Genomic DNA, 26,563 nt, shown 5'->3' on the forward strand with positions numbered 1-26,563 from the left:
CGCTTAATTGTTCTTGCGAATTTAATCAATTATACAGACTATCAATACTCGCCAGCATGGCAGATTCTTTATTTGCCGGGTGCCAGTCAAGTAATTTCACTGCTTTCTGATTTGACATTTGTGTATAATATTTTTCATCCGTAGGCTGCATGTCCGCAATATTGGAAGCGAGTGCAGGCCGTTCTTTTTTAATCAGCTGCGCCACATCATAAAAACTGACCACGCCTTCAGAAGTGGCCAGGAAGCGCTGTCCGGCCGCCTGGGGATGCACCATTGCCTTGATATGAATGTCGGCAACATCGCGAACATCTACAACCCCAAAGGTAAACGCTGGACTTTCAGTGGTAGACCCGCTGATGATTCCTTTGACAATCGTATCCAGGGAAGCAGACGAGATGTCGCCCATCACGGGACCGAAAATACCCACCGGGTTGATTACAGCCAGCTCCATAGCACCACCTTCCGTTTCAATAAAATTCCAGGCTGCTTTTTCTGCTATGGTTTTTGATTTGACATAAGGCATAATTGGCGCCTGCTCGTCTGTCCAGTCAGCTTCGGTAAATACGTGGTTTTGCGGATCTTTGCTATATCCAATGGCAGCGAAAGAGGAGGTAAGCACAACCCTTTTTACACCGGCATCCCGGGCCGCTTTCAACACACGCAACGCTCCGTCCCTGGCAGGTATAATCAGCTCATTTTCATCTTTGGGCTGTTGCGCAGGAAACGGCGATGCGATGTGTAAAACATATTGGCAGTTAGCTACGGCTTCTTTCCAGCCGGTATCGTCTGTTAATTCAGCCTCGTAGAAAGACAAATTACTAAAATCGGTGATGCTTGCTTCTGCCAATGCGTGAAGTATTACCTCTCTTCTTGATAGAGAACGGAGTGTGGTTTTTACATTATATCCTTGTTGCAATAATTGCAAAATGCTATGGATGCCGACAAATCCGGTCCCGCCTGTTACTAATACGTTGTTGTTCATTTTTTCTAAATTTAAAATTGAAAATTGTTCCGGGTTTCTGATTAAGAATAACCCCAGAGTTGTTTAGCCAGTCATTTACTATGATGCAAAATTCGAAAAAGAATGGCTGTGCTGCTTTGTTGTGGAGTTCAAGTTTTGTTTGTTGTACGGGTCAGATTAACGGGCATGTATTCATGTGTCAGGCGATTGATTCTACACATTGGTTTTTACGGGAAATAACTAGAATTCCACTTAAACAATCCGGTGCAGATACCGGGGATGTCCGGTAGTATTAGTTGAAGTTTAAATTTTCAGAAGATCCTTAGCAATTGAAAGAATAACAAGAAAAGATACTTCCAAAGTCATCGAAATGCCTGGGCAGACTTTGGAAGTATTCCATTAATTACAGAAGATTATCAGTGCTTTTACTAAGCAATATTTTTGGAGTAGCGCCAAAAGATTCGATTGTCCTGGATATTGTGCAATTGCCTGAATTAAAAACTAAGGGTCTGGTTGTTTAACTATTTCCTATAATTTCCTTACGGTGTTCTTTTCCCCACTCAGTCAGATTGTCAATGATTGTCTTCAGTGTTTTTCCGTGTTTGGTCAGTTCATACTGGACTGTTACCGGATGCGTATCAAGAACGGTTCGTACAATCAGCTTGTTGATTTCAAGTTCCTTCAATTCCTTGCTTAGCATTTTGTTGGAGATGCCGACGACATCATTCAAAATGTCAGAAAACCTTCTTTTGTTATAATGGCAAATGGATGAAATGATGTAAATTTTCCATTTACCATTGAGGACGTCCATCGCATCGTGAACGGCCATCATATTTTTCTTACGTTCTTCCGGAAAATCATTTTTGCACTCCATAGGTGACTTGGTTACCTCGATGTTACTGTTACTTTTCGTTACAAAGTTACTAAAATAAACTTCTTCTCTATAATTTTGCATCTCAAACTTAAAATAATCTGAATCATGGAAAAATTAAAAAATAAGGTCGCGGTTGTTACTGGGGCATCAAAAGGAATAGGTGCTTCTATTGCAAAATATTTCGCGGCAGAGGGTGCGAAAGTTGTTCTAAATTATGCTTCCAGCAAGGAGGATGCAGATAAAGTCGTTGAGGAAATAACCCAGAACGGCGGTACTGCCGTTGCGATTCAGGGCGACGTTTCCAAAGAGGCAGATATCACCCGAATTTTTGATGAAACGCAAAGTGCCTTCGGAAAATTGGATATTCTGGTAAACAATGCAGGTATTTATAATTACGAAGCAATTGAAAAGATTTCCACAGAATCGTTTCATAAGCAATTTAATATCAATGTGTTGGGATCACTGCTCGCCATTCAGGCCTCTGTGAAATTGTTTGGTGAAGAAGGTGGTAATATCATCAGCATCAGTTCTGAGGCAGGCAAAACACCACTTCCGACTGGTTCGATATATTCCGCGACAAAGGCGGCTTTGGATGCTGTCACTATTGCTTTGTCCAAAGAATTTAGTGGAAGGAATATCCGTATCAATTCGATTTTGCCGGGTGTCGTAGAAACTGAGGGTTCCCGTAGTGCAGGATTTATAGGCAGCGATTTCGAGGCGAAATTAGTTGCCAATACCCCGCTGGGCCGTACTGGCCGGCCGGAAGATATTGCCAAAGTAGCCGTGTTTCTTGCCTCAGATGAGTCTGCATGGATAACAGGCGAAAAAATTTCAGTTTCGGGCGGTATTTACGGACTTTAAATTGTCATGCAGTTTGAACAAACAGCCGGACGAAAAGTAATTGAACTTTACAATTCCGGCACTTAATAATGGCAATCGCGCGAGAATGATTAACATTTGTTCTATTGCGCACCAAAAAAATGTAAATTCATCACTGGTTAACTAGTCTGTGATAAACATATCAAAAAATCAGGACTGCTTCATTTTATGAAAGCAGTCCGAATTTGTTAAACAAAAGATTACAGATTTGTAATTGTTTCCTGGTGACCTGTTGTCGTGGTGGTATTCAATGTTGTTATCGTAGAGACATACCGCCATTCCGCGATCACCTGATTGTTTGTAAATTTGGTCAGTACATATCCGCGTCTGGATGCGTCAACGTAGTTCAGGTCATCTACAAGAAGCGCAAGCGCCTGCTCGAATCCAGCCAGCGAGGTAGCATTTGTCCCAAGATATTCCTCAAAACCAGGCGAGGTCACCGAAGATGTTGCAAACTCTTTTCCTGCTTTTTCGCCCCCTGCGGTTGTAAGATCCGAATACCAACCATTGTGCGAATCGCCGGATAGTGCTACAAGTTTTTTCCCTTTTGCCATAGCATAAACCTTTTCGCGCTCAGCCGGATATCCATCCCAGGCGTCCAGATTATACGGTAAAACTGTGCTTATCCGGGCTATTTCCTGTGTTGTTAAAGAGGGGTCCTTTGCCAGGAATCTCGCTTTGATCGTCGTTAAGGCAAGCAATAACGCCTGAAATTTCTGAAATGTCGCAGGCGTTGCGGATCCCAGCGCTGTGGCTTCGCCGACAATTTGGGTGATCCCGATAAGAAGCTCAGCGGGAACATACATTTTTCCCATCAATACCTGCTGCCCCAATACCTGCCAGGAAGATTTTCCGGCATTAAGTGCTGCACCAAGCCAACCCAACTGTTCAGTCCCTAAAATTGTTCTCGTCGGATTAAGCCAATCTTTTTGAAACGCAGCTGCATCAAGTTGGCCGGCACTGTTAAAATAATCCGTGTAGGAAAGCTGTTTGTCCCGCCCAATTACTCGGGTGTCGAGCATATGTAAATCAATGATATCTCCAAAAGTAAAGGTCCGGTAGATTTTCGGGTCCGAAATTGTCCTAATCCCTATATATTCATGATATGCCTTAATTGCATTTTGCTTTCTTTCTGCAAAACTTCCTTCGCCGGAGTTATGATTCTGCGCACCATCTTTGTAGGTGTCGTTTGCTATTTCGTGATCGTCCCAGACACATATAAACGGCTTCTTCTGATGAGCTAATTGAAGCTGTGGATCGCTCCGGTATTGTTTGAAACGTGTACGATAATCTTCCAGTGTTAGAATCTCATTTTTTGGCAAATGCGTCCGTCCAAGTGTAGCAGTATCATCATTCGTTCCATACTGGCCTTCACCGTATTCATAAATGTAATCACCCAAATGTAATATCACATCTGCTTCGGAAGTGGCCATCGCGCCATAAACATTAAACAATCCGGCTGGATAACTCGAACAGGAACATACGGCAAGTTTTACCTCACTGCGTTCGCCGGGTTTAGGAAGTGTTAAAGTTTCACCGGTGGCAGATACGGTTGATGTATTGACGATGGTGAAGTTGTAATAATATTTCTGGTTAGAATCGAGTCCGCTGATATCGATGCTTACTGTAAAATCATCACCGGCTAGTGCATCGATCATTTCTGTTTTCAGAACGGAGCTGAATGAAGGATCCTTCGAAAGTTTGTATGAAAGAGTAACCTTTTGCGTGCCGGCCGACGGCGTAACCCGTGTCCATAAAATAATGCTGTTCACTGTTGGATCAAAGCTTGCTATCCCATAATCAAAACTTCCGTTTTGGTTTGGATCATTCGGGTCGGGAATGTTGTGGTCCGTGCAGCTGCCAACCAGCACAGAGGAGAGTATAAGTCCAGAAACACCAAGTGCGGATTTTCCAATAAAATCTCTTCGGTTAATTGTATTCTTACTTTTCATACAGCATGGTTTATGAATCATTTTAAACCATAAAATTAGCCGCACAGTATTTCCCGCAGATCAACATAGTTTTAATATCTTGTTAAATGAATAGGCGAAAGTTGGTACTTCCAAGTTTTTCCACAATACAGGATTAACACTGCATTGATTTCTGTAATTGTTAACGATCAGCCAGTTTTTTGCAACAAAAATGGACTTAGAATTACGGCTGCGTTAACGTCGTTGAAATTCACATTTTGTTAATCTTATTTTTGGTAGAACTAATTTGAAATCACCTAATATTGCGCTTACAAACGCTACTTCTTTAAAATGAAAGTCTATTTCAAACCCTTTCTTTTCGCATTTTTAGTAACAAGCTTATTATCCTCAACAGCCCGCGCTCAGGCAAATAAATATTATCCAGCTTCTTTGTTTCCGGACCGTGTTATTTTGGGGTTCAAGGGCAATCCGGCTTTCTCGCAAGCCGTAAACTGGCGCACCGACTCAACCGTCTTAGAAGCTGTGGCTGCCATTCATGAAGCGGACCCTTCACCGGATTTTACTAAAAACGCCAGGATAATAAAAGCAAAAACCCAGCAAATTTCGATCGATGGTAAGTCGGTCAATTATCATGAGGCTGATTTTACAGATCTGAAACCGGCAACTCAATATGTCTACCGCGTTGGTAATGGGACGCAGTGGAGTGAATGGTTTCATTTCAAAACGGCTTCGGACAAAAGTGAGCCTGTGTCTTTTCTTTATTTCGGAGATGCCCAAAATGATATTCGCTCACTTTGGTCAAGAACGATACGCGGGGCTTTTGCGACGCTTCCCAAAGCTGATCTGATTATTCATGCGGGAGATTTAATCAACCGCGCCAATGTTGATTACGAATGGGGGGAATGGTTCGAGGCAGGTGGCTGGATCAACGGGATGGTTCCTAGTTTGTCGGCGCCGGGTAACCACGAGTACTATAAGGATGCCAACCAGATTGGAGTAATTTCCAAACACTGGCGACCACAATTTGCTTTACCTGAAAACGGGCCGGAAGGTTTGGCCGAAACTTCTTATTTTATAGATTATCAAGGAGTCAGATTTATCTCACTAAACTCTCAGGAAGCGATAAACAGGCCGGAGATAATGGAGACGCAGGCCGACTGGTTTGAACAAACGTGTAAAAATAATCCGAACCGGTGGACGGTTGTTTTTCATCACCATCCGATTTATTCAACGGCAGATGGACGAGACAACAAGGCGTGGCGGGAAAAAATGGAGCCTCTTTATAAAAAATATCATGTCGATATTGTTTTGCAGGGTCATGACCATACTTATGCGCGCGGCATAAATATTCCGCTTGGACAGAGCAGAAAAAAACCTGACGGCCCGATTTATGTTGTTTCGGTCAGTGGTCCTAAAATGTATGAACTTGGACTTGAAAACTGGATGGACAGAGCGGCTTCTAACACCCAGCTTTACCAGGCTTTACATGTTGATCATAACAAATTATCCTTCAAGGCATACACCGTCAACGGAGATACCTACGACGCTTTTGATCTGTTGAAAGATTCAAAAGGACAAAATACTTTGGTTGAACTAGCGCCGTCGCTAAAAATGCAAGAGCGACTGGACCTGCCGACAGATTTACAGAAACGTTTTAAAGAAGCAGATCTGAAAGAATACAACGAGCGTTTTTTGAAATATAAGCAAAGAAAAGCGGTCAAATAATCAACAAACCATGAAATGAAAAGATTTAAAGTTTATAAACATCCGAACGGAAGATTGATTCAAGTGATCATTGAAGGGAATTTGTCGGAGGATCTAAAAAAAGTATCAATTGATATCGACGTGCTGATCAAGGATTCCCTGGATGAAGATTTTCATGCCGTGATAGGGGAAACTCATCCAAAATACTGGAAACTGAAACGGTTGGAACCAGCGCAAATTAAAGGTATGCAAATCAAATACAGCGGTATTTCAGCGAAACAAATCCGGCAGGCTGTGAAAGAGTTTGAGCAATTTTATGGTTCAGTTTCCCCGTCTCCGATACGTACCATGATGCCAGGATCACTGGTATGTGGCAATATGGTGTATTGAAAATGCAATGAAATTTGGGGATATTAATCATTATTTTGAACCGGTTTACTTCAAAGTATAAGCTAATTATACCAAAGAAATTTTTCGATCAACGGTGCGATAAATGTGTTGTCCTTATCACCGCTGACCGTGGTAATTTCACCAATGTATTCACCATGTCCGCCGGGAATAATGGCCAGATTGCAGTGAGGTATTAATCGGGACATTTTTACAACATGCTCAGACGTTGCTACATCAGCGTCACCGTTGATCAAAAGAACGGTCGCCCGAATTGATTTGATTTCGTCATCGCTAAAATCTTTGAACTGGATCATTCTGTTCGCGCATTTTTGATACATATTCACAAGTTTTGTACTGTCCGGCCTGACCGCAAGGAAGGCATCTTTGTATTGCTGCGGCATTTGCTCGAATGTTCCGTTTTCCATAAATTCCCAAAATTGCGGAAATGTGCCGTCCCGTTTTAGAAGCATAGATCCGGCAATGACTTTTCTGCATATTTCAGGATGCCTGATTGCGATCTGGAGAGCCGTATTTGCACCATTGCTAAATCCGAAAAAATCAGCCTTTTCAATTTTTAGATGGTTAAGAAGTGTGTGAACATCGTCTGCGTCCTGTTCAAAACTAAGTTCAGATTCTCTGTCACCTGTACGCCCGTGCGCCTGTAATTCCACGCAGATCAGCTTTCTGAAATTTACCAGCTTTGGTATTATGCGCCCGAAGGTTGTTTGAATGGTGGATCCGCCACCATGAATCAATACAAGCGGTAATCCCTCACCATATACCTGGTAGTACATTTTAATACCGTTAACATCGGCATAGTCACTTTCGAATTTTATAGTGTTCATAGTGGTAGCTTTTTCCGTATTCTTCATTGGTAGCAATGTTTTATTTTGGCCGGAGGATGTTAGGCTTATGGCGGTTAAAAAGACGGCAAGTATCGCTTTCATATTTTACAAAAATTAACCCAAATGTATTGGCTTGCAACTAAATCTGGCGTGGGTTATTTACGAAATCAAGCGGGGGATTTGGGACAACTTTTGCTGTTAAGTCGTTTTCACATCATTTTTGGACTTTCATCTGCTTTTGCTTTATCTTTAATTCTGTACAAAAATGGAGCTTTGTTGGCCGCACCGGTAAACTTTTTTTCCAGACGTTCCAACACGTCCATATCAAGAATTTTTTTCTGAAAGTTATTTCGGGCAAATGTTTTGTTAAAAATGGACTCATAAAGTTCCTGAGCTTCCTTCATCGTAAAGGTTTCAGAAAGAAGGTTGAACGCCAGAAGTTTTTTATCCAGATTAAGCCTCAGGCTTTCAAGTGCTTTTGAAACAATCTCATTGTGATCGATAATCAAATCCGGCAACTCATATACATTACACCATTGGATCGATTTATCCAGGTCTGTTTTCATAGGAATTACCTTTTTAATATCGACAAGCGCATAATAGCCTATGGAAACAAATCTTTTAGTAAACCAGTCGTACTGATCTTTATTTTGTTTACCATCGAAAGGCATTTGTGGATTCAGCCTGATCAATTCATCAAGAAAATTTTGATTTTTTCGGGCTGCTTTGCCAAAAACGAAAAACTGATCAAGATATATTTCGCTTATACCAGTTCGCTCCTTCAGAGTTCTGTTGGCGGCATCATCGATATCTTCATTCTGATATACAAAGCCGCCGGGCAGAGCCTGAAAATTTCCATTAAAATTGAGTGTTGAAACCAGTACTTTTAATTTCTTATCCTCATAGCCAAAGATTACGCAATCGATCGAAAGTTGTTGAATAAAATCCTGTTCACTTGGAATGTGCATTATTGATTGCTTTTGATAAAGATATAAAATTATTAAATGTTCCTGATTGTGATGCGCTGATAGACGGAAAGCTTTTTACAGAAACTATATACAAGTTAGAATTGACAATATGGTACAATGCAAATGTAAAACATTAAAATAATTATTGTCTATTTTGTAGACAATATTGAAATAAGTTATACTTTTGATTATCCATCACTTAATTCTTTTCCAAGATGCAGGTAAAATCTACACTAATCAGGCTCATGTGTTTGGGCTTATTGTTATCGACACAATTTTCTTTTGCACAAAAGGCTGCGGTCAATATTCTCGTATTTAGTAAAACAGCTTCTTTCAGACATGCCTCAATAGATGCAGGTAAAAAAGCACTGGCGAAAATGGCAACTGAGAAAGGCTTCACTGCGAGTTTCACCGAAGATGCTACACAGTTCAATGACAAGAATCTTAAAAAATACAACGCTGTATTATTTTTAAATACGACCGGCGATATCCTGAACGATGAACAGCAGGTCGCTTTTGAAAGGTTTATCCAGGCCGGGGGAGGTTATGTTGGTATCCATGCCGCTACGGATACGGAATATGGCTGGCCGTGGTACGGGAAATTGGCGGGAGCTTATTTCCTGGATCACCCAATGACGCCGAGCAATGTTCAAAACGGCAAATTTATTGTAACTGAAAAAAATCATTGGTCTACGCAAGGAATGCCTGACGAATTTGAGCGAAAAGATGAGTTTTACAGCTTTAAAGACATTTCTCCGAAAATTAATGTCGTCCTGAAAATCGATGAAAAAAGTTACGTAGGCGGAAAAAATCCTGACTTTCACCCAATTAGCTGGTATCAGGAATTTGATGGCGGTCGGTCGTTTTATACAGCGATGGGGCATACGGATGAAACATTTGCCGAACCTCTTTTTCTGAATCATCTTTCGGCAGGAATTAAATATGCTGCCGGAGGTGACGCTCCGAAACCTTTGGATTACAAAAAATCCAGACCGGAAGAAAACCGTTTCACGAAAGTGATCCTTGAAGAAAAATTGGATGAACCTATGGAATTGAGCGTTTTGAATGATAATAGGGTTTTATTTATTCAGCGCAAAGGAGAAGTGCGGTTATATAATACAAAAACGAAAGAGCTGAAAACCATTGCAAAAATTCCGGTCAGCTTGAAATATAAAAACAAACAAGGAAAGGAATCAATGGGGGAGGATGGGTTGCTAGGGCTGAACAAGGACCCGAAGTTTGCCCAGAATCACTGGATTTATCTTTACTATTCAGTACCCGAGGAGCCTAAAAATGTGCTGGCCAGGTTTGAGTTGCGAGGTGATGAACTGGTGATGGAGTCGAAAAAAGTACTTTTAGATGTAGCAACGCAACGTGAAGAGTGCTGCCATACGGGAGGGTCAATTGCCTGGGATAAATCGGGAAATTTATATCTTTCGACGGGAGATAACACAAATCCGCACGGCTCGAATGGTTTTAGTCCAAGCGACGAACAGGAGGGAAGAAGTGCCTGGGACGCGCAAAAATCTTCAGCAAATACTAACGATCTTCGTGGAAAAATTATCCGGATAAAACCGCAACCGGACGGCACTTATACCATCCCGGAAGGAAATCTTTTTCCGAAAGGTACACCGGATACCAGACCAGAAATTTATACGATGGGGCATAGAAATCCATTTCGTATTTCAATTGACCAAAAAACAGACTACGTATACTGGGGGGAGGTCGGACCGGATGCTTCCAAACCAGATTCTTCAAGAGGGCCGGCGGGTCATGATGAGGTAGGGCAGGCGCGAAAAGCCGGTAACTTTGGCTGGCCACATTTTGTCGGTGATAATAAGGCATACAATAAATTTGATTTTAAAAATAAAAAATCAATGGATCGTTGGGATGAAAACGCACCTTCCAACACTTCACCTAACAACACTGGATTGAAGGTTTTGCCTCCGGCACAAAAGGCATTTATTTGGTACCCTTATGCAGCGTCCCAGGAATTCCCGTTAGTAGGATCTGGCGGAAGAAATGCTATGGCAGGTCCCGTTTTTTATGCTGACCAATTCAAAAACGCGCCTGGTGTTTTTCCTGATTATTACAACGGCAAACTGCTCGCGTATGACTGGATGAGAGGCTGGATTATGGCCGTGACTATGGACAGCAAAGGAGATTTTGCTTCAATGGAGCGCTTCATGCCAAGTTATAAATTCTCTAATCCAATGGATATGGAATTCGCCGACAATGGCGATTTGTATATGCTCGAATATGGTACAGGCTGGTTTTCTGCAAACAATGACGCGCGGCTGGTCCGTATTGAATATAATGGCGGTAACCGTAAACCACAGATCCAAATTAGTGCGAACCAAATGGGCGGGGCCGCACCTATGACGCTCAAACTAAGTTCGAAAGGCACCACCGACGCTGACGACGACATTCTGAAATATGCCTGGAAAATTTCATCAAAAAATGGTTTTCAGAAAATTTTAAACACAGCGGACGCAAGTCTTATCCTTTCTAAAACAGGCGTTTACAAAGCCACACTTACGGTAAATGATGGAAAAGGCGGAATCAGTTCGCAATCGATGGAAGTCACAGTTGGAAACGAACCGCCGGTTTTAACGCTGGAAATGCCTGGCAGTAACAAATCTTTTTATGCAGCTAACAAGCCATTTAGTTATGACATCAAGGTTAGTGATAAAGAAGACGGGTCGTTAGGGAAAGGTATCGATCCGGAGCAGGTTGCCGTTAACATCGACTACCTGGCAGAAGGTTTTGACAAGATCGCCATAGCTCAGGGCCACCGTTCTGCTGATGCCAGTGCTTTATTTGCGAATGGGAAAAAGCTTATTGAAGCCAGCGATTGTAAAGCGTGTCACAGCGTCGACAAAAAGTCAATTGGACCTGCTTACCGGGAGGTAGCTGCCAAATATAAAGGCGATAATTCGGCCGTTGAAAAACTGACTAAAAAAATAATTTCCGGAGGTGGCGGAGTTTGGGGCGAAACTGCGATGGCTGCGCATCCGCAATTGTCTGCTACGGACGCTTCTGAGATGGTTAAATATATTCTGAACATTGGAAATGAAAAACCAAAAGAAAAGTCATTGCCGTTGAAAGGAACCTATGTCGCAAAAGTACCATCTGGTGACAAGGGGAAAGGAGTCTTTATTGTGAGAGCGGCTTATGAAGATGGCGGAGCAAGCGGGCTTCCTTCTGTCAGATCTGAGCAGTCTTTTGCGCTGAGAAATTCAAAAATTGATGTGCATGGTTTTGATGATTATGAAAACATCATGAAGGTTTCAAACAACGGGATGAATCTGGCGATTGCTTCCAAACCGGGCTCTTACATGGTATTGAAACAAATTGATCTGAATGCTATTTCAGAATTACAAATACAAGCGATAGCTCCAAAGGCACAGCTTAACGCGGCGGGAGGAAAAGTCGAATTGCGGATGGATAGTCCCACGGGAGCTCTGGTTGGAGAATCCGTTGTCCTGGAACCATCGGAGGCGATGGACTTCAAACCGACGCTACTTACTGTCCCTATAAAGAACGCTTCAAATTCTGTTGGTAAGCTGCATGACTTGTATGTTGTTTTTGTCAATCCGAAGGCCGAAGAACGTTCGCTGATGATCGTGGTGGGTTCAGAGTTTAAGCTACTGGAAAATTCAGAACAGTAATTTCGACTTGGGAACAAAAAATCTGCGTTTCAAAAGTTTAAAGTCAAGTAATATTTCACTAGCCTTCGGATACCTAGCCAAGGCGATTGCTACAATAATTATCTAAATCAATTTTAATAAACCAAACAATGAAAAGATTTAATTTAATCTGGCTTTTTTTAATACTTGGAATCGTTTTTACAAGCAATTCTCAAACGGTTGCACCGGCTGATTTCTTTGTCGGAAAATGGGAAGTTACGATTATCGGTACCCCAAACGGGGATTCGAAAATGATTGTGGATCTTGTGAGAACAGATGGTAAGCTGACGGGACAAATGTCGAACCCAGCAGAACCAACAGCTGAAAAAGCACCTATCACGGTTGACGAAAACGGAGATTTAATAGACCTTGCATTTAATGCGCAGGGTTATGACGTCACAATAAATCTGAAAAAAGTAGACGAAGATAATTTGAAAGGAAGTTTGCTGGGTATGTTTGATGCAACTGCAAAACGGGTAAAATAGTATCGGTACCCGCGACCTGTTTTTTTTACTTATTCCGTGTTAACTGGTTTGCCATTGCAGCCTTTTAATACGGAATTTGTTTTTAAAGACAATGCCGCAGAAAGACCGCTATCATAGCTTTTGTCAGGCCTCGCTAGTATTATTGTTCTGCGGATTTCTGTTGCCCGTTCATGAAAAAAGATGTCAGCTCACACGCAATGCTTTTGAGATCCTGATAATTCACAGGTTTGGTGTAAAAAGTATTAACGCCAGCCTTATAAGCTGATTCGATTAAGTTTAGATTATCTGTTGTAGACAACATTACCACAGGGATATGATCAAACGCGGGATTTGATCTGATATATTCCAGTGTCTCTATGCCGTTCATCTTCGGCATGTTCATGTCCAGTAATATTAATGATGGCTGTTCAGATGAGGCAAGTTCAATCTTTTCAATTAATTCCACTCCGTTTTCGCAAGAGACGATTTTGATATGCTTGTCGGTCGAATTAACGGCCTCTGAGATAAGAAGCATGTCATCAATATCATCATCAACAATGTAAATTGTTTTTCCGTTTTGCATATTATAGTGGGTATCAAGAGCAAAAATAGAAAAATTTGGCGCGTGGTCAAATGGCTTAGGTAAACAAATTAGTATTAACCGGTGACAGGATCGCAATCATAACTAGCATATTACAGAGCCGGAATCGAACAAATTGTCCCCAAATCGGCAGGAGAACTGGTAATTTAGCCAATATGACTGCAAAATATAGTTAAGAGTTAAGCAGAAAATACTATTTTGCAGCCTGAATTATTTAAATCAATTATTTTCACAACAAATACGAAAACCAGTCTATGGAAAAGTACGAACAAATTAAGCAGCTAGTTACAGACGCAGAAGGTGATTTTAAAGCATTTTATGAAAAAGGAAATAAGGCTGCGGGAACAAGAGTTCGCGGCGTTATGCAACAATTGAAAGGCCTTGCTCAGGAAATCAGAGCTGAGGTTACAGAGAAAAAAGGCGAATCTAAATAAGCCGAGAAAAAATAATAGTTAAGGAGAGGCCACTGGAAACAGATGGCCTCTTTTGCGTTAAAAATCAACTTTCCAAAACTTATACTTCGATAAAGCAATTTTCAAAAGTGGTTTGCATTACGATTTTTTTTAGCGCGAAATTGTAATATATCGCTATTTTAAGAAAATTGCTGATTATTAAATTTCCGGTATGGCAAGATATAAAAAGTTAAAAACAAGCTTTTTTTGTCAATATTTAATGTTCTTCTATTTAATGATAGTTTCTCACAATCTCCTTCACATTTGTTTTTATTAGGTATGTATTAAATAAATCCCTGAAAAACAATAAGTTATACTGGTTAAAGTTTTGTTGCAATTTTGTGATGCTAATTTATTTTCACCAAAGGAAAAATTTATTTACCCTACTAGTTCTATATACTATATAAAATTTAATACATTTGCTGCATACAAACAAAACATGGATTTTATGAAGTCAATTTTCCGAAATATGATGCTTAGTTGTTGTCGCAACCTCTCTGAAAATAAATGGATGAAATAATTACAGAGCCCAGACTGAGGCAGATGCATTTTTATCCCGCCCAAATAATCCTGAAAATACAGATACCACCAAATAAAAAAGCATGAAACAAGTTTTAAAGTCAGCCACCATTTTAGTTGCGATCTTTTTCCCCTTATTTTTATCAGCACAGGATCCTACGATCAATGCAACAGTTTCCGGGAAAATTCTGGATGCAAAAACGGACGAAGCCCTCATTGGAGCGACAGTTACTATTAAAGGAACAACCAACGGAGACGTGACCGACGCAAACGGCGAATTCAGTCTGGTGACTGGACAAAAATTACCTTTTACGCTGATTGTGTCTTATATCGGTTATTTAAAAAAAGAAATTCTGATTGCGGATAGCAAAGTTGAAATCAAACTTGATCCAAATAATACACAGCTGGAAGACGTTGTTATTTCTTCCCGGCGTCGGCAGGAATCGGCGCAGGATGTTCCTATTCCAATTTCCGTTATCGGCGGAACAAGGGCAGAAGATGCTGGCGCATTTAATGTAAACCGCTTGAAAGAATTAGTGCCTACGGTTCAATTATATGCTTCCAATGCACGAAACACAACGCTGAATATTCGTGGTCTTGGTTCAACTTTTGGTCTGACCAACGACGGGGTAGATCCGGGTGTAGGGTTTTATGTAGACGGAGTTTACTATGCTCGCCCTGCTGCCACTGCGCTTGACTTTATTGATATTGAGCGCGTTGAAGTACTTCGTGGCCCGCAGGGAACCCTTTTTGGAAAAAATACAACAGCAGGAGCTTTCAATATTACAACGAGAGCCGCGAGTTTCACGCCCGGAGCAAATTTTGAAATGAGTTATGGTAATTTGGGTTTCATCCAGGCGAAAGCCTCGGTGACCGGACCAATAAGTAAAAAGCTGGCGGCTCGTATGTCTTTTACAGGAACGCAGCGAAACGGTACTTTTTTTAACCTTCATACGCAGCTACCGATTAACGATATCAACAATATCGGGGTAAGAGGGCAGATACTTTACACGCCTAGCGAAAATGTAAATATCACGGTGATCGGCGATATTTCAGATCAAAAACCTACCGGTTACGGATGGCCGGTAGCCGGAGTTGTGCCTACCAAAAGGGCGGCGTATCGTCAATTTGATGCCATCATTGCGGATTTAGGATACACACTTCCATATAAAAGTGCTTTCGAACGTAAGGTTGACCTGGATACACCTTCGAAAGCAGATAATCAATTGGGCGGTGTTTCTGTTAATGCCGATATCAAAATTGGCAAAGGAACGTTGACATCAACTTCGGCATGGCGTTACTGGAAGTGGACTCCATTAAATGACAGAGATTATATTGGATTGCCGGTATTTACGATTTCCTCCGGTAACTCGAAGCATGATCAATGGTCTCAGGAAATACGTTATTCAGGAAGAATTTCACCGAAATTAAGCGGAGTCGTTGGTGTTTTTGGACTTTGGCAAGACTTAACTTCGGATCCTGTTCAGACAGAAGAAGCAGGTTCCGCGCAATGGAGATTTGCCCAAAGTTCAACAAGTGCGCTTTGGAAAACACCTGGATTATTTGACAATTTTGGTATCCGTACAACAAACCGTATTAAAAGTACCAGTTTAGCAGTATTCGCACAGGCTGACTGGGTTATCACGGACAAGCTGCATCTTTTGCCAGGTATTCGTTATAACTACGACAAAAAGGTTGTTGATTATGACCGGGTTGCGTATGGTGGATTACAAACAACTGATCCAGCGTTACTTGCTTTAAAAAATGGTGTATACAGTAACCAGGCTTTCAACACGGATTATTCGGAAGGAAATTTTTCAGGGCAGCTTTCGTTACAATATAAGGCGGCAAGCAACTTAAACGCATACGCAACTTATTCTATTGGTTATAAGCCAATCGGGGTTAACGTGGGAGGTTTGCCAACTGCAAATGGTCAGGTACTTATTGACCTGGCTAACGTAAAACCTGAATATGTAGACCACAAGGAAATTGGTTTTAAAACCAGGCCGTCCGGGAATTCGGTTTTGAATCTTACATTTTACCGCTCAGATATTGATGATTATCAGACGCAGGTACAAACTCCGGAACCAGGCGTAAACCGTGGTTATCTGGCTAATGCAGAAAAGGTACGTGTTCAGGGAGCAGAATTAGATGGAAATATTCGTTTCGCAAATCTTACCCTAAATGCGGCAGTAGCTTACACAGATGGGAAATACGTGCGTTTTGAAAATGCTCCGGTTCCTCTGGAAGAAGTGGGTGGAGCACAAGCATTCAAGGATGTATCAGGCGGAAGATTGCCGGGTATCTCAAAATGGTCTGGTTCTATTGGCGGCGAAGTAGTGGTTAAGGGAAGTTTTGTTGGACTGAAAGGTAATTATTTTGCTGCTGTTGATGAGTTCCTGCGCTCAGAATTCTCTTCAAGTGCTTCCCCTTCGCAATACTTGAACATCAGTGGTTATGGTCTTACCAATGCCCGTATCGGTTTCAGGGCTTCCAACGGCCTATCTTTCTTTTTATGGGGCAGAAACCTTTTCAACAAAAATTATTACGAACAACTGTTGGCTGCTCCGGGAAGTTACGGACAATATGCAGGAATTGTTGGTGATCAGCGTACTTATGGTGTGACTGTACGATTTACGTACTGATTTTTCAATACTGTCTAAAAAAAGCATCAGCGAAAATTGATTCGCTGATGCTTTTTTAATATGCATCTAATTCAGTATTTAAAAAAATATTCTCCGTTACGCGGGAATTGGTTAGATTAAGGCTGTATTTGAAATTTATCTGCCTTTCCTGTTTGCCTGAACCCCCTTACCCGGATGGAAATCACCCGCGATCCATCGCACGAAATTTTGCGTATTTTTTATGTAAATTTTTTTTGTCAAAGGTTTCGCTGACGACGCTTCAATTTCCTGTGCGTAACGTTGTAATAAATTTTCAATAACATGGAGTGTCTCTGAGTTCGTTTTCATAAGATAAGATGGAGGGTAAGTTAACGCTATACAATTATTCTCGACCGGCACCGGAAGCAGTTCGGATCAGGCCGATAAAAGTAGCGGGTTCAGATTGTTTTGATAAAAAATAATCCGCTCCGGCTGCCATAATATTATTAATAGTTACGGAATCGTCTCGTCCCGAAAATGCGATGATTTTTGTCGACGGCCAGTTTTGTTTAAGAATCACAGCTGCCTGAAAGCCTGACATGACAGGCATTTCCATGTCCAAAACGATAACGTCAGGTATCTGTTCGGATTGATACATTTTGTCGATGCAATCCTGTCCGTTTTCTGCTTCAAATGCGATGTTAATTTTGTTGTTAGCTAACATGTACCGTGTTGCATACCTAATCATCACATTATCATCTACGATGGCAACATTAAAATTGGGATTTTTCATGGGGTTGTTGAGTTTATAATTTCATGGGGAAGTTTGCCTGTATACCGCCTGAACCATATTGAAAACGTACTGGATTTTTTAAAACCCAGGATTATAGCTAATTCTTTGATCGTCATTTCTTTACGTTTTAGGACGTCGTGGGCATATATCATTTGTACCTTTCTGAAATAGACCAGCGGCGAGACTGCATATATTAATTTAAATGTATTTTTAAGTTTACTGGGAGAAATGTAAAAGGCTGCGGCAAGGGCATTTATCCCAGGGAATTTGTTTTGTATATTGCTTTCGAGCTCATGAACAATCCGGGCCATTAGTTCTTCATCTGCTTTTGGTATTGTTGAAATATTATTGTCTGGCGTTGATAACTTAAAGAAAAGATTGGCGAGTTCAAAGGCACTCGCTGTGATCGAAAGATGACTAATAAAATCAGTGCGTGTATATTTCAGCAGATATTGGAGCTTTTGAAGAGCCATAGACTCAATCTCCGACGTATGTCTTATTTGGCCTTTGCTAATGTTACCGTCATGTTCAGTCGACAAAAATGAAGGCACATTACTTGCTGTTAACGTTAACAGCTTTTTTAAATAGTTATGAGAAAAAACTAATTTGTAACAAACGACAGGCTCTTTTTTTCGGACATATATTCGATAGGTTGTCGATGGGCTGCTGAATACGGCAATGTTTTTAACCCATTTAATTTCGTTTCCCTGCTGATATCCTACCGAACTTCGAGTCTCATAAAAGTTAATAGAAAAATAGGGGTTCTTGGCATTTTTCGGCTCAAAAACGTAACATGAGTCTATTTTTTCTTCGGTTTTTATGGAGAACACCCAAAAGCCGCTATGAATCTGTTCGTAATATATTTCCGACTGATCATATTGCATATCAGACAAATAATCTTTCGGAAGAGTTAACGTATTTACAAATTCGGTCTGTAAACATTTGACATACTGCAAAGGCTCCATCCTCCGAAGGACCACCTCTTGAAATCGTTCTTTCATTAAAATTTTTGGCGGCCGGGGAATTTTTGTAAAATATCCGGCGTCATTTTACTTTTTACAACGCTGAGTTTTAAGATTGGCAATGTTAGTGAATTAATTAACTCCGAAAAGACTTAAATTATACCTGATAAGCCAAGATCTGACACAGAAATGAAAACGTCCTGCGGTTCACAGCATAGATCTAAGATTAAATATATATTTTTTAGGAAATTTGGATATTAGCCAAGTCACTGACTTTAAGTGCGTAACAAATGTGCACTAAAATTCCGGATTGCACAGGTTTCCCTTGTTCTTTTTTAATCTCTGACAAAATTCAGTTTATAGTCGCTGGCAGTTTTTCTGCACATTTCATTTTGCTGATGGTTGTCATTGCCATTTACTGATTTTTTACAAGGGAATTTGCCAATTGAAGAAATTTTGGCGGGTAAATTATTCCTGTCCGTATTCTGACTGAACACGTCTTTCGCCTATTTGTTGACGCCACATCGCATAATACAATCCGTTCTGCGCGAGCAAATCCGCGTGCGATCCTTGCTCTACAATTTTGCCTTTTTCAAGCACATATATAACGTCAGCGTGAAGAATTGTTGAGAGACGGTGGGCAATTAATATAGTCATTTGCTCCCGATTTGTTGATATATCCCGGATGGTGGACGTGATTTCCTGCTCAGTCAGCGAGTCAAGCGCAGAGGTGGCTTCGTCGAAGATTAATAACCTTGGTTTTCTTAGAAGTGCCCGGGCAATCGAGATCCGCTGCTTTTCACCGCCTGAAAGTTTCATGCCATTTTCTCCAAGCACTGTTTCAATTCCGAGCGATGCCTTGGCGATCAGTGCCGTCGCAGAAGCTTTTTCAAGTGCTTCTGAAATATCAAGGTCAGTCGCGGAAGGATTGGCATACAATAAATTCTCCCGGATTGTTCCGGCAAATAATTGCGTGTCCTGAGTAACAAATCCTATTTGTCTTCGTAGAGGATTATAACGGACCGTTGAAGAATTGTCTTCATTGAAATAAATCGCGCCTTCGACAGGCAGGTACAGACCGATAAGCAGTTTGACAAGCGTCGATTTTCCAGATCCGGATGGCCCGACAAAAGCGATGGTCTGACCCGATTTGACGCTGAATGAAATTTCGTCTATGGCATTATAGTCCGCTGACTGGTGTCTGAAAATCACCTGTCTGAATTCCAGACTGGTCAGTGGACCCACTTCAACGGCATTTTCTGGTCGCTGTTCGATTGGCTTTTGCATGAGCTGATCAAAAATTTTGACAGACGCATCAACTTCTCTGAATTGCAGGATCAGATTACCAAGATCCTGCAACGGTCCAAAGATGGCCGTGGATATAAATTGCATGGCTATAAGTTCACCCGTAGTAAGTACTTTCCGGAAAATGAGCCAGAGCAAGATGAATAAAATGGATTGTTTAAGAAGATTAAGCGTTACCCCTTGCAGAAAAGTGAGTAACCCCACCTTACGCGCCTTGAACATTTCGAGCTCAAAAATTTCTAATGTTTGTTTATTAAGCCTTCTGATTTCGGAGAATGTCAGGCCAAGACTTTTTACCAGTTCAATATTCCTCAAACTTTCGGTAATTATACCTGCCTGTGCGTTGGTTTGCTTATTGATGCTCCTTTGAATACTCTTGATTTTTTTTGACAATAACCCCGTCAGCGATCCAAGGACAACGACACCAACGATAAAGACAGGTATGAGCATTCCGTTTTTGTTGATACTATACCAAAGAAGAAAACCAATCCCGACAACCGATGAGAAAAGTATGTTGATAAAAGAATTGACAAAACGTTCGGTGTCAGTTTTAACTTTTTGAAGGACTGATAATGTGGTACCACTCCGGTTTTCCTCAAATTCCTGAAACGAAAGTCGAAGCGTTTGTTTAAGCCCGTCGTTGAAAATGCTCATACCAAAACGTGCTACCGCCTTTCTTGTTAGATATTCCTGGTAAGATTTGGCTAGCTTGGCAACAATAGCAATACCGACAGCAATCAAAAGCCAATAAATCACACTATTAACCAGTTCTTTTTCTGTTAGATTTTTGGGGTTCCCTGCATAATCATCGACGATCCGTCCAAAAATCAGAGGATCGAGCAATGTCAATAACTGCGCCGACCCTGCCAGAAAAAGGGATATGCCGATAAGTTTTTGCTGCGGTTTAAGATATTTCCAAAGTGTTTTCATAAAAGCTTAAAAGGAGCTGTTTTGCTGGATCCTGCTAAAATTCTTATTCCAGTATTGTATTTCTGTTTACATAAAAAGGTTTCGGTCCCCCAATTAATAGACATTTACGATAAATTTTCTGTAAACCCATGCCTTCTCGAAGTGATCGGTTTTCCATATTTTCATAAAGCCATATTGTGGTATCAAGCAAATGAACGAATCAAAAGTTAGCTAGGTAGCAACGTAGAAAATAATTAATGAAGTTGTGTAGGAGATTAAATATTAATTTCAGTTACTTTGTAATACAAAGTACTTTTAATTTATCGAAACTATTATTCTTATTATTTGCTATGAAAGAGGAAATTTTAGAAAATCTCGAAAATCCTGCTCAGCTTGAACGGCTGTATCGGGCAGACAAATCAGACTTCAAGCGCACGTTCAAATCGCTTTATCCACAGCTTTCAGACAATAAACTTGTTGGTTATTGGAATGAACGCCTGATGTATACTCGCGAGGATGTATCTTGGGGAAGTACTGCTGAATTGATATTTGTGATTATTGTTTCGTTAATGGCGGGACTCGTTGCAAAACTTCCTGTATTATTCTCGATTAATGAAGAGTTTTTCTATCCAAGAAATATCGGCTTTGTTGTATTTCCTGCGCTATGTGCATACTTTATTTGGAAAAATAAGGTACAAAAAATAAACATGGCATTGATTATCGGGATGCTAATACTTGGTGCGATCTATATTAATTTATTACCGGACGTAAAGAATAGCGATACTTTAATGTTGTCCTGTATCCATTTGCCGTTGAGCTTGTGGGCCACGCTGGGTTTTGCATTTGTCGGGCAAACAGGAAATAAATCAGATAAAAGACTGGGATTTTTGAGGTACAGCGGAGATCTGGTGGTTATGACCACATTGATATTACTTGCCGGAGGGTTAATGAGTGTTATCACGGTCGGTCTTTTTGAGCTTATTGGTTTTGATATCAACAAGTACTATTTCGACTATGTGGCCATTTTTGGTCTTTCTGCCGCGCCGATAGTGGGTACGCATCTCACGCAAACCAATCCTCAGCTTGTTGGGAAAGTGTCGCCGGTTATTGCGAAAATATTCAGTCCGCTGGTTTTGATTATGCTGGTTATTTATCTGGCAGCAATCGCATACTCAGGAAAGAATCCATACAGCGACCGGGAATTTTTGCTGGTTTTTAACGCCTTGCTTGTTGGAGTAATGGCCATCATTTTCTTCTCGGTTGCTGAGACGTCAAAAGACACGATAAATCGTATATCTGTATGGGTTCTCTTTATATTATCGGTCTTTACGGTTTTAGTAAACGGTATTGCGATTTCAGCCATACTTTTCCGTATTTCAGAATGGGGGATAACGCCGAATAGGGCAGCGGTGCTTGGAGGAAATGCCCTTATTTTAGTGAATCTGATTCTGGTGACGGCCAAGCTTTTTCAGGTCTTGTCAAATAAAAGCACAATAACAGGAGTTGGGAAAGTTATTTCACACTACTTGCCAGTGTATTTCATTTGGGCATTGATCGTAACATTTATTTTTCCGCTTTTATTTTGGTTTAAATAAGGGTTTTCACTTAGCCTTTACTAGGAAGGCTAAGTGAAAATTATCCCGATGACCATTTGAATTTCAGAGGTGGTTTTTAAATTGTATGGGTAAATATGCAGAAAGCGATGTAAACTGCAATGATAAAAATGGCACAGATCAGAGCGGAGCCTACTGCTTCGGCCGATCTTTTTCCTTGTTTTCTGAATGTTTCTTCATACATGATATTTATTGTTTAGGGAAATGATTCAGGTTAAACAGTCATTGTCGCTTTACCCGATTTCATTCATGCGTTTGGATCACGTCAAGCACTTCAAATTTTTTCATACCCGCTGGCATTTTCCACTCCACTGTTTCTCCTTTGCAAAGGCCAATCAAAGCTGCTCCCATCGGTGTGAGCACAGAAATTTTCTTTTGTTTAATATCCGCCAAAGCGGGCATTACAATGTAAAATTCCATTTCTTTATTGGTCGTTAATTCTCTGACTCTAACATAAGAGTTCAGGCGAATACTATGTGCGGGCAATTCGTCGTTTTCGACCACAATCGCCCGGTTTAATTCGTAGGACAGCGACATTTCACTTTCCTTTACACTGCTCGGAAAGCTCTCCGCATACTGTTTTAGCATGCGAAAATCATCTTCTCCTAGTATGACATTGTTTTTCAGGTTGCTCATAATCAATTGATTTAATCTGAAATTCTTTGGAAATCATTGAATATCAGTTATTTCATATATTGTTTTCACAGTCCGTTGATGCAGCACGGAACTTTGCTTTACTTCCCGTGAGAGATGTAATTATCCATTCTGCAAAGCATCGGTAAGTTTTGTACGGTATTGTTGTTTAAAATTTTTGAAAGGCGTACCAGAACTGACACAAAAAGATGCGGTCTTGCCGGGATACGCCCTCATTTCCTTTTGCTACACGAAACAGAATTTTTAAAAAGCGTTTCGTATTAGTTTCGTTGACAGGAAATGATTTCTGGAACGTCTCAGGCATTTTTGATATCCGGCTGAGCTTTTCAAGTAGTACTGTATTTTCAAGTATAAAGCTGGCGTAGACTGAGAAGTCAGATTCTTCGTTCGACTGGCGAATGTTCTTCGTACCAGACTTTTGAAATACATTTTCAACTTTTAATAATGCCTGGTGAATTTCCGCTGATCCTGTTTGCATATTCATTATAGTATGGTTTTTAATTGTTGATGAAGTCTGATGGATCAAGATTAAAGTATTTTATGCAAAGGAACTGACAGCGATTTGATGAAAAACGCGCTCGTCAAGTTTATAACGATCGTTTAGTGTCAGGCTACTGCGCGCGTTAAAAAGCGCATGATTGACTGCATTGTACATAAGCCAGTAGGAGGTATCTGCTCCTAAAAGCCGCTGTTCTAACCGCATACGCTCGTGAGCTTGCTTGGCCAGTTGCACAGGTATTGGCAAGGATTTGAAAATGTTCTCATCCGCCTTGCTTACTGTTTTTTGCTGCAAATGTTCATAAACTGTCTCGGTCAAGGTCGACTGTTTTGGAGCCTGATTTGAGAGCATTTCTCGAAGCTGCTGCTGAAAAAGCTCCGGACTTAAACGGCTGTGGTGGATCTTTCGCTGGTTTCCGTCATCTTTTTTTCCCTTGACAGCAGGCAGACTTTTACCGGTTTTCTTTTTCTCTTTTCCAGGAGAGCTCTGCGTAAGCCAGCTTCGGTAGGCAGATAAATTTCCAAATGAATCAGCCCAGCCCATGAGCCCGTTTTTGCACAAATCTCTGTACAAACTGCTCCCGGCTGCGGCGGAATTGTCCATCATAGCGGTAAGCGTTTGCCCTTGAATTGTAAACGGCGTTTTGCCATTGTAGCTGTTTGTTAAAATAATGCTCCTTTGCACGCGTTCGCCGCCGATGGAAACCTGTTGCGGAAAAATAATACTAATGCTAAATTCACCCGTTGCAGTATGCTTAATTTGCAGCGTATAATCTGGGAACAATTCGTCAACTATCTCTTTAATCAGTATGTTGGAAATAATGGCGTAGTCAGCACTTTGGATACCAAAAACAGTTTTCCGACCTCCTAACGGTTCTCCAACGATTAGTTGCTGGCGATCGGTTGCGATTATATCATAGTCAGGCAAAATATCTGAGAGCCAAACTGGACTGACTGGATAACAGATGTCTTCCCAGTTAGTGGACATGTATGGTTGAGCACTTATGTAAGTCATAATAGGTATTAATTTTTACAGTTGTAAAATTACAATTGTATTTCGAGCAAAACAATGCTTTCAGGAAATTTTTATAGTTTGCGTCAGACAAGTGATCAATATCTTGGAACGCAGCGTTTTCTCCCACAACTTTTATTCAAAAGTTTTTTTATACATCAGGGTTGCAAAAAACTTGCGAACCAGGCCGGATAAATTATTGACTGGTTCAATTCTTTTAAGATAATCAATGGATACAAGCGGGAAATTTCCTGGTATTCTTATAAGTAGTAAAGATCAGTTTATTGCTAAAAAACATACTCACCATGAACAAAAATAAGACCACAGGTAAGTCTGAAGAGGAAGAAAATCATGAATCACGCCGTGATTTCCTCAAAACGACTTCCATCCTAACAGCAATTGCCGTTTCGCCGGTTGCGGTTTCCAAAGCGGCGGAATACAATCTGGGAGAAAAAATTAACCATGCACTTGAAACCACCCCGGTAAACCTAACCATCAATGGAATAAAAAAGCAGCTAGCGGTTGAACCTCGTTCCACACTGCTGGATGTTTTGCGAGAGCAGCTTAACCTGACCGGAACCAAAAAAGGATGTGATTATGGGCAGTGCGGAGCGTGTACCGTGCACGTGAACGGACAGCGGGTACTGTCATGCCTAAGCCTTGCGATTATGCAGGACGGAAAGCAGGTTACTACAATTGAAGGACTCTCCAAAGGTGATGAGTTGCATCCTATGCAGCAGGCATTTATTAAACATGACGGTTTTCAATGTGGCTACTGCACACCTGGGCAGATTATGTCGGCAGTGGCCTGTATCAACGAAGGACATGCCGAAAATAAAGAGGACATTAAAGAATTTATGAGTGGAAATATTTGTCGGTGCGGTGCATATCCAAACATTGTAAAAGCAATTCAGGAAGTTAAAAACGGAGGGCAGAAAATATGATACAGTTTCAATTTGAACGCGCATCGACAGTTAAAGCCTCTGTTAATGCCATGGTAAATAATGGTAATGCCAGGTTCATTGCAGGAGGTACAAACCTGGTTGATCTCATGAAGCGAAACGTAATGACACCAACCAAATTGGTAGATATTAATGCAGTTCCGCTTAAAGATATTCAGCAGAAAAATGGAGTTATCAGCATAGGAGCACTGGCCTTAAACAGTCAGGTAGCCGATAACAAAATAATTCAGGAAAAATATCCTCTTTTGTCCAAGGCGCTTAATGCAGGCGCGTCGGCACAAATCAGAAATATGGCAACCGTAGGGGGTAATATTATGCAACGAACTCGGTGTTCCTATTTTTACGACACCACACTTCCCTGCAACAAACGTCAGCCTGGAAGTGGTTGCGGCGCTTTGGATGGACTCAACCGGATGCATGCGATTTTCGGTACAAGTAAAGATTGCATAGCCGTGCACCCAAGTGATATGTGTGTCGCATTGGTAGCGCTGGATGCAACAGTCGTTGTAGCTGGTCCGAAGGGGGAAAGACGTATTCCATTTGAGGAATTTCATCGCCTTCCTGGCAGCCAACCGGCGAAAGATAATACGCTGCAAAATAATGAGATGATTATTTCGGTAGAAATTCCGGATAACGAATTCAATAAAAACGCCCATTATTTTAAAGTGCGTGACCGCGCTTCTTATGCTTTTGCTTTAATTTCTGTTGCAGCGGCATTAAATATGGATGGAAAAGTGATCAAGGAGGCCAGGCTCGCGATGGGCGGGGTTGCGCATAAACCCTGGCGTTTAAAAGAGGCTGAAAAATCACTTGTTGGTAAACAAGCCACGGAAGAAGTTTTCAAACAGGCAGCTGAAATCGCTATGCAAGGTGCGAAAGCATACAAATACAATGCTTTCAAATTGAAGCTCGGTCCAAACGTGATTGTTGAGGCGTTGAAAAACGCAGCTGGCCTGGTGTAAGTTTCCTAAATCT

Annotated in this window: 24 protein-coding genes; 10 read left to right on the plus strand and 14 right to left on the minus strand. The window is 41.1% G+C overall.

Going from position 1 to position 26,563, the window contains the following annotated elements:
* Positions 1-25: 25 nt before the first annotated feature.
* Both L0657_RS08705 and L0657_RS08710 read right to left on the minus strand, forming a co-directional pair.
* Positions 26-982 carry an aldehyde reductase gene (locus L0657_RS08705; protein ID WP_235150195.1) on the minus strand — a complete coding sequence of 319 codons (957 nt, stop codon included), beginning with the start codon at positions 980-982 and terminating at the stop codon, positions 26-28.
* 496 nt (positions 983-1,478) lie between these two features.
* The gene (locus L0657_RS08710; protein ID WP_310588267.1) at positions 1,479-1,916 is read right to left on the minus strand and encodes a helix-turn-helix domain-containing protein; all 438 of its coding nucleotides are present in this window, start codon (positions 1,914-1,916) and stop codon (positions 1,479-1,481) included.
* A 24-nt stretch (positions 1,917-1,940) separates the two neighbouring features.
* Here L0657_RS08710 and L0657_RS08715 point away from each other — a divergent pair, with 24 nt between their 5' ends.
* Positions 1,941-2,696 carry an SDR family NAD(P)-dependent oxidoreductase gene (locus L0657_RS08715; protein WP_235150196.1) on the plus strand — a complete coding sequence of 252 codons (756 nt, stop codon included), beginning with the start codon at positions 1,941-1,943 and terminating at the stop codon, positions 2,694-2,696.
* Between the two features lie 218 nt (positions 2,697-2,914).
* Here L0657_RS08715 and L0657_RS08720 read toward each other — a convergent pair whose 3' ends face one another.
* A complete protein-coding gene (locus tag L0657_RS08720) occupies positions 2,915-4,666 on the minus strand; it encodes an alkaline phosphatase (RefSeq protein ID WP_235150197.1) in 1,752 nt (583 codons plus the stop codon).
* 309 nt (positions 4,667-4,975) lie between these two features.
* On the opposite strand from L0657_RS08720, the gene L0657_RS08725 reads away from it, so the two are divergent.
* The gene (locus tag L0657_RS08725) at positions 4,976-6,370 is read left to right on the plus strand and encodes a metallophosphoesterase family protein (RefSeq protein ID WP_235150198.1); all 1,395 of its coding nucleotides are present in this window, start codon (positions 4,976-4,978) and stop codon (positions 6,368-6,370) included.
* Positions 6,371-6,385: 15 nt separating this feature from the next.
* Positions 6,386-6,739 (plus strand): hypothetical protein, encoded by a 354-nt coding sequence (locus tag L0657_RS08730; RefSeq protein WP_235150199.1) that lies wholly within the window; start codon positions 6,386-6,388, stop codon positions 6,737-6,739.
* 62 nt (positions 6,740-6,801) lie between these two features.
* Here the strand turns inward: L0657_RS08730 and L0657_RS08735 are convergent, their stop codons facing one another.
* Together L0657_RS08735 and L0657_RS08740 are read right to left on the minus strand one after the other, a co-directional pair.
* Complete coding sequence (locus L0657_RS08735) at positions 6,802-7,611, minus strand: alpha/beta fold hydrolase (RefSeq protein WP_235150200.1); 810 nt, start codon at positions 7,609-7,611, stop codon at positions 6,802-6,804.
* Between the two features lie 182 nt (positions 7,612-7,793).
* Positions 7,794-8,552, minus strand: a complete 759-nt coding sequence (locus tag L0657_RS08740; protein WP_235150201.1) for an NrtR DNA-binding winged helix domain-containing protein — start codon at positions 8,550-8,552, stop codon at positions 7,794-7,796.
* A 245-nt stretch (positions 8,553-8,797) separates the two neighbouring features.
* Here L0657_RS08740 and L0657_RS08745 point away from each other — a divergent pair, with 245 nt between their 5' ends.
* Together L0657_RS08745 and L0657_RS08750 are read left to right on the plus strand one after the other, a co-directional pair.
* Positions 8,798-12,223 carry a ThuA domain-containing protein gene (locus tag L0657_RS08745; RefSeq protein ID WP_409015028.1) on the plus strand — a complete coding sequence of 1,142 codons (3,426 nt, stop codon included), beginning with the start codon at positions 8,798-8,800 and terminating at the stop codon, positions 12,221-12,223.
* Between the two features lie 128 nt (positions 12,224-12,351).
* Entirely contained in the window at positions 12,352-12,726 is a 375-nt protein-coding gene (locus tag L0657_RS08750; RefSeq protein WP_235150203.1) for a hypothetical protein, read from the plus strand.
* A 139-nt stretch (positions 12,727-12,865) separates the two neighbouring features.
* Here the strand turns inward: L0657_RS08750 and L0657_RS08755 are convergent, their stop codons facing one another.
* Positions 12,866-13,288 (minus strand): response regulator, encoded by a 423-nt coding sequence (locus tag L0657_RS08755; RefSeq protein ID WP_235150204.1) that lies wholly within the window; start codon positions 13,286-13,288, stop codon positions 12,866-12,868.
* A 272-nt stretch (positions 13,289-13,560) separates the two neighbouring features.
* Here L0657_RS08755 and L0657_RS08760 point away from each other — a divergent pair, with 272 nt between their 5' ends.
* On the plus strand, positions 13,561-13,740 hold the full coding sequence (locus L0657_RS08760; protein ID WP_235150205.1) for a histone H1: 180 nt from the start codon (positions 13,561-13,563) through the stop codon (positions 13,738-13,740).
* A 620-nt stretch (positions 13,741-14,360) separates the two neighbouring features.
* Complete coding sequence (locus L0657_RS08765) at positions 14,361-16,922, plus strand: TonB-dependent receptor (protein ID WP_235150206.1); 2,562 nt, start codon at positions 14,361-14,363, stop codon at positions 16,920-16,922.
* Between the two features lie 135 nt (positions 16,923-17,057).
* Here L0657_RS08765 and L0657_RS08770 read toward each other — a convergent pair whose 3' ends face one another.
* The 4 genes from L0657_RS08770 to L0657_RS08785 all read right to left on the minus strand — a co-directional run bounded on the left by L0657_RS08770 (position 17,058) and on the right by L0657_RS08785 (position 20,870).
* Entirely contained in the window at positions 17,058-17,249 is a 192-nt protein-coding gene (locus tag L0657_RS08770) for a hypothetical protein (RefSeq protein ID WP_235150207.1), read from the minus strand.
* A 34-nt stretch (positions 17,250-17,283) separates the two neighbouring features.
* Positions 17,284-17,673, minus strand: coding sequence for a response regulator transcription factor (locus L0657_RS08775; protein WP_235150208.1), 390 nt, complete (start codon positions 17,671-17,673; stop codon positions 17,284-17,286).
* Positions 17,670-18,674 carry a helix-turn-helix transcriptional regulator gene (locus L0657_RS08780; protein ID WP_235150209.1) on the minus strand — a complete coding sequence of 335 codons (1,005 nt, stop codon included), beginning with the start codon at positions 18,672-18,674 and terminating at the stop codon, positions 17,670-17,672. The genes L0657_RS08775 and L0657_RS08780 overlap by 4 nt, the downstream gene beginning before the upstream one ends.
* A gap of 429 nt (positions 18,675-19,103) precedes the next feature.
* The gene (locus L0657_RS08785; RefSeq protein ID WP_235150210.1) at positions 19,104-20,870 is read right to left on the minus strand and encodes an ABC transporter ATP-binding protein; all 1,767 of its coding nucleotides are present in this window, start codon (positions 20,868-20,870) and stop codon (positions 19,104-19,106) included.
* 329 nt (positions 20,871-21,199) lie between these two features.
* On the opposite strand from L0657_RS08785, the gene L0657_RS08790 reads away from it, so the two are divergent.
* A complete protein-coding gene (locus L0657_RS08790; RefSeq protein ID WP_235150211.1) occupies positions 21,200-22,444 on the plus strand; it encodes a hypothetical protein in 1,245 nt (414 codons plus the stop codon).
* A 76-nt stretch (positions 22,445-22,520) separates the two neighbouring features.
* On the opposite strand, the gene L0657_RS27885 is transcribed toward L0657_RS08790, so the two are convergent.
* From L0657_RS27885 to L0657_RS08805, 4 genes are all read right to left on the minus strand, one after another.
* Positions 22,521-22,646, minus strand: a complete 126-nt coding sequence (locus L0657_RS27885) for a hypothetical protein (protein ID WP_255717765.1) — start codon at positions 22,644-22,646, stop codon at positions 22,521-22,523.
* A gap of 59 nt (positions 22,647-22,705) precedes the next feature.
* Positions 22,706-23,098, minus strand: coding sequence for a GreA/GreB family elongation factor (locus L0657_RS08795; RefSeq protein WP_235150212.1), 393 nt, complete (start codon positions 23,096-23,098; stop codon positions 22,706-22,708).
* Between the two features lie 166 nt (positions 23,099-23,264).
* Positions 23,265-23,600 (minus strand): hypothetical protein, encoded by a 336-nt coding sequence (locus L0657_RS08800; RefSeq protein WP_235150213.1) that lies wholly within the window; start codon positions 23,598-23,600, stop codon positions 23,265-23,267.
* Between the two features lie 54 nt (positions 23,601-23,654).
* Complete coding sequence (locus L0657_RS08805; RefSeq protein ID WP_235150214.1) at positions 23,655-24,629, minus strand: hypothetical protein; 975 nt, start codon at positions 24,627-24,629, stop codon at positions 23,655-23,657.
* A gap of 302 nt (positions 24,630-24,931) precedes the next feature.
* Here L0657_RS08805 and L0657_RS08810 point away from each other — a divergent pair, with 302 nt between their 5' ends.
* Both L0657_RS08810 and L0657_RS08815 read left to right on the plus strand, forming a co-directional pair.
* Entirely contained in the window at positions 24,932-25,570 is a 639-nt protein-coding gene (locus L0657_RS08810; RefSeq protein ID WP_235150215.1) for a (2Fe-2S)-binding protein, read from the plus strand.
* Entirely contained in the window at positions 25,567-26,550 is a 984-nt protein-coding gene (locus L0657_RS08815; RefSeq protein WP_235150216.1) for a xanthine dehydrogenase family protein subunit M, read from the plus strand. Before L0657_RS08810 ends, L0657_RS08815 begins: the two co-directional genes overlap by 4 nt.
* Positions 26,551-26,563: the final 13 nt, after the last annotated feature.

It is taken from the genome of Dyadobacter sp. CY345, assembly GCF_021502725.1.
Taxonomy (GTDB): domain Bacteria; phylum Bacteroidota; class Bacteroidia; order Cytophagales; family Spirosomataceae; genus Dyadobacter.

Bases quoted from the DNA above. Each gene is read 5' to 3' on its own strand.
- L0657_RS08705 (WP_235150195.1), bottom strand. From the start codon at position 982: ATGAACAACAACGTATTAGTAACAGGCGGGACCGGATTTGTCGGCATC.
- L0657_RS08710 (WP_310588267.1), bottom strand. From the start codon at position 1,916: ATGCAAAATTATAGAGAAGAAGTTTATTTTAGTAACTTTGTAACGAAA.
- L0657_RS08715 (WP_235150196.1), top strand. From the start codon at position 1,941: ATGGAAAAATTAAAAAATAAGGTCGCGGTTGTTACTGGGGCATCAAAA.
- L0657_RS08720 (WP_235150197.1), bottom strand. From the start codon at position 4,666: ATGAAAAGTAAGAATACAATTAACCGAAGAGATTTTATTGGAAAATCC.
- L0657_RS08725 (WP_235150198.1), top strand. From the start codon at position 4,976: ATGAAAGTCTATTTCAAACCCTTTCTTTTCGCATTTTTAGTAACAAGC.
- L0657_RS08730 (WP_235150199.1), top strand. From the start codon at position 6,386: ATGAAAAGATTTAAAGTTTATAAACATCCGAACGGAAGATTGATTCAA.
- L0657_RS08735 (WP_235150200.1), bottom strand. From the start codon at position 7,611: ATGAAGAATACGGAAAAAGCTACCACTATGAACACTATAAAATTCGAA.
- L0657_RS08740 (WP_235150201.1), bottom strand. From the start codon at position 8,552: ATGCACATTCCAAGTGAACAGGATTTTATTCAACAACTTTCGATCGAT.
- L0657_RS08745 (WP_409015028.1), top strand. From the start codon at position 8,798: ATGTGTTTGGGCTTATTGTTATCGACACAATTTTCTTTTGCACAAAAG.
- L0657_RS08750 (WP_235150203.1), top strand. From the start codon at position 12,352: ATGAAAAGATTTAATTTAATCTGGCTTTTTTTAATACTTGGAATCGTT.
- L0657_RS08755 (WP_235150204.1), bottom strand. From the start codon at position 13,288: ATGCAAAACGGAAAAACAATTTACATTGTTGATGATGATATTGATGAC.
- L0657_RS08760 (WP_235150205.1), top strand. From the start codon at position 13,561: ATGGAAAAGTACGAACAAATTAAGCAGCTAGTTACAGACGCAGAAGGT.
- L0657_RS08765 (WP_235150206.1), top strand. From the start codon at position 14,361: ATGAAACAAGTTTTAAAGTCAGCCACCATTTTAGTTGCGATCTTTTTC.
- L0657_RS08770 (WP_235150207.1), bottom strand. From the start codon at position 17,249: ATGAAAACGAACTCAGAGACACTCCATGTTATTGAAAATTTATTACAA.
- L0657_RS08775 (WP_235150208.1), bottom strand. From the start codon at position 17,673: ATGAAAAATCCCAATTTTAATGTTGCCATCGTAGATGATAATGTGATG.
- L0657_RS08780 (WP_235150209.1), bottom strand. From the start codon at position 18,674: ATGAAAGAACGATTTCAAGAGGTGGTCCTTCGGAGGATGGAGCCTTTG.
- L0657_RS08785 (WP_235150210.1), bottom strand. From the start codon at position 20,870: ATGAAAACACTTTGGAAATATCTTAAACCGCAGCAAAAACTTATCGGC.
- L0657_RS08790 (WP_235150211.1), top strand. From the start codon at position 21,200: ATGAAAGAGGAAATTTTAGAAAATCTCGAAAATCCTGCTCAGCTTGAA.
- L0657_RS27885 (WP_255717765.1), bottom strand. From the start codon at position 22,646: ATGTATGAAGAAACATTCAGAAAACAAGGAAAAAGATCGGCCGAAGCA.
- L0657_RS08795 (WP_235150212.1), bottom strand. From the start codon at position 23,098: ATGAGCAACCTGAAAAACAATGTCATACTAGGAGAAGATGATTTTCGC.
- L0657_RS08800 (WP_235150213.1), bottom strand. From the start codon at position 23,600: ATGAATATGCAAACAGGATCAGCGGAAATTCACCAGGCATTATTAAAA.
- L0657_RS08805 (WP_235150214.1), bottom strand. From the start codon at position 24,629: ATGACTTACATAAGTGCTCAACCATACATGTCCACTAACTGGGAAGAC.
- L0657_RS08810 (WP_235150215.1), top strand. From the start codon at position 24,932: ATGAACAAAAATAAGACCACAGGTAAGTCTGAAGAGGAAGAAAATCAT.
- L0657_RS08815 (WP_235150216.1), top strand. From the start codon at position 25,567: ATGATACAGTTTCAATTTGAACGCGCATCGACAGTTAAAGCCTCTGTT.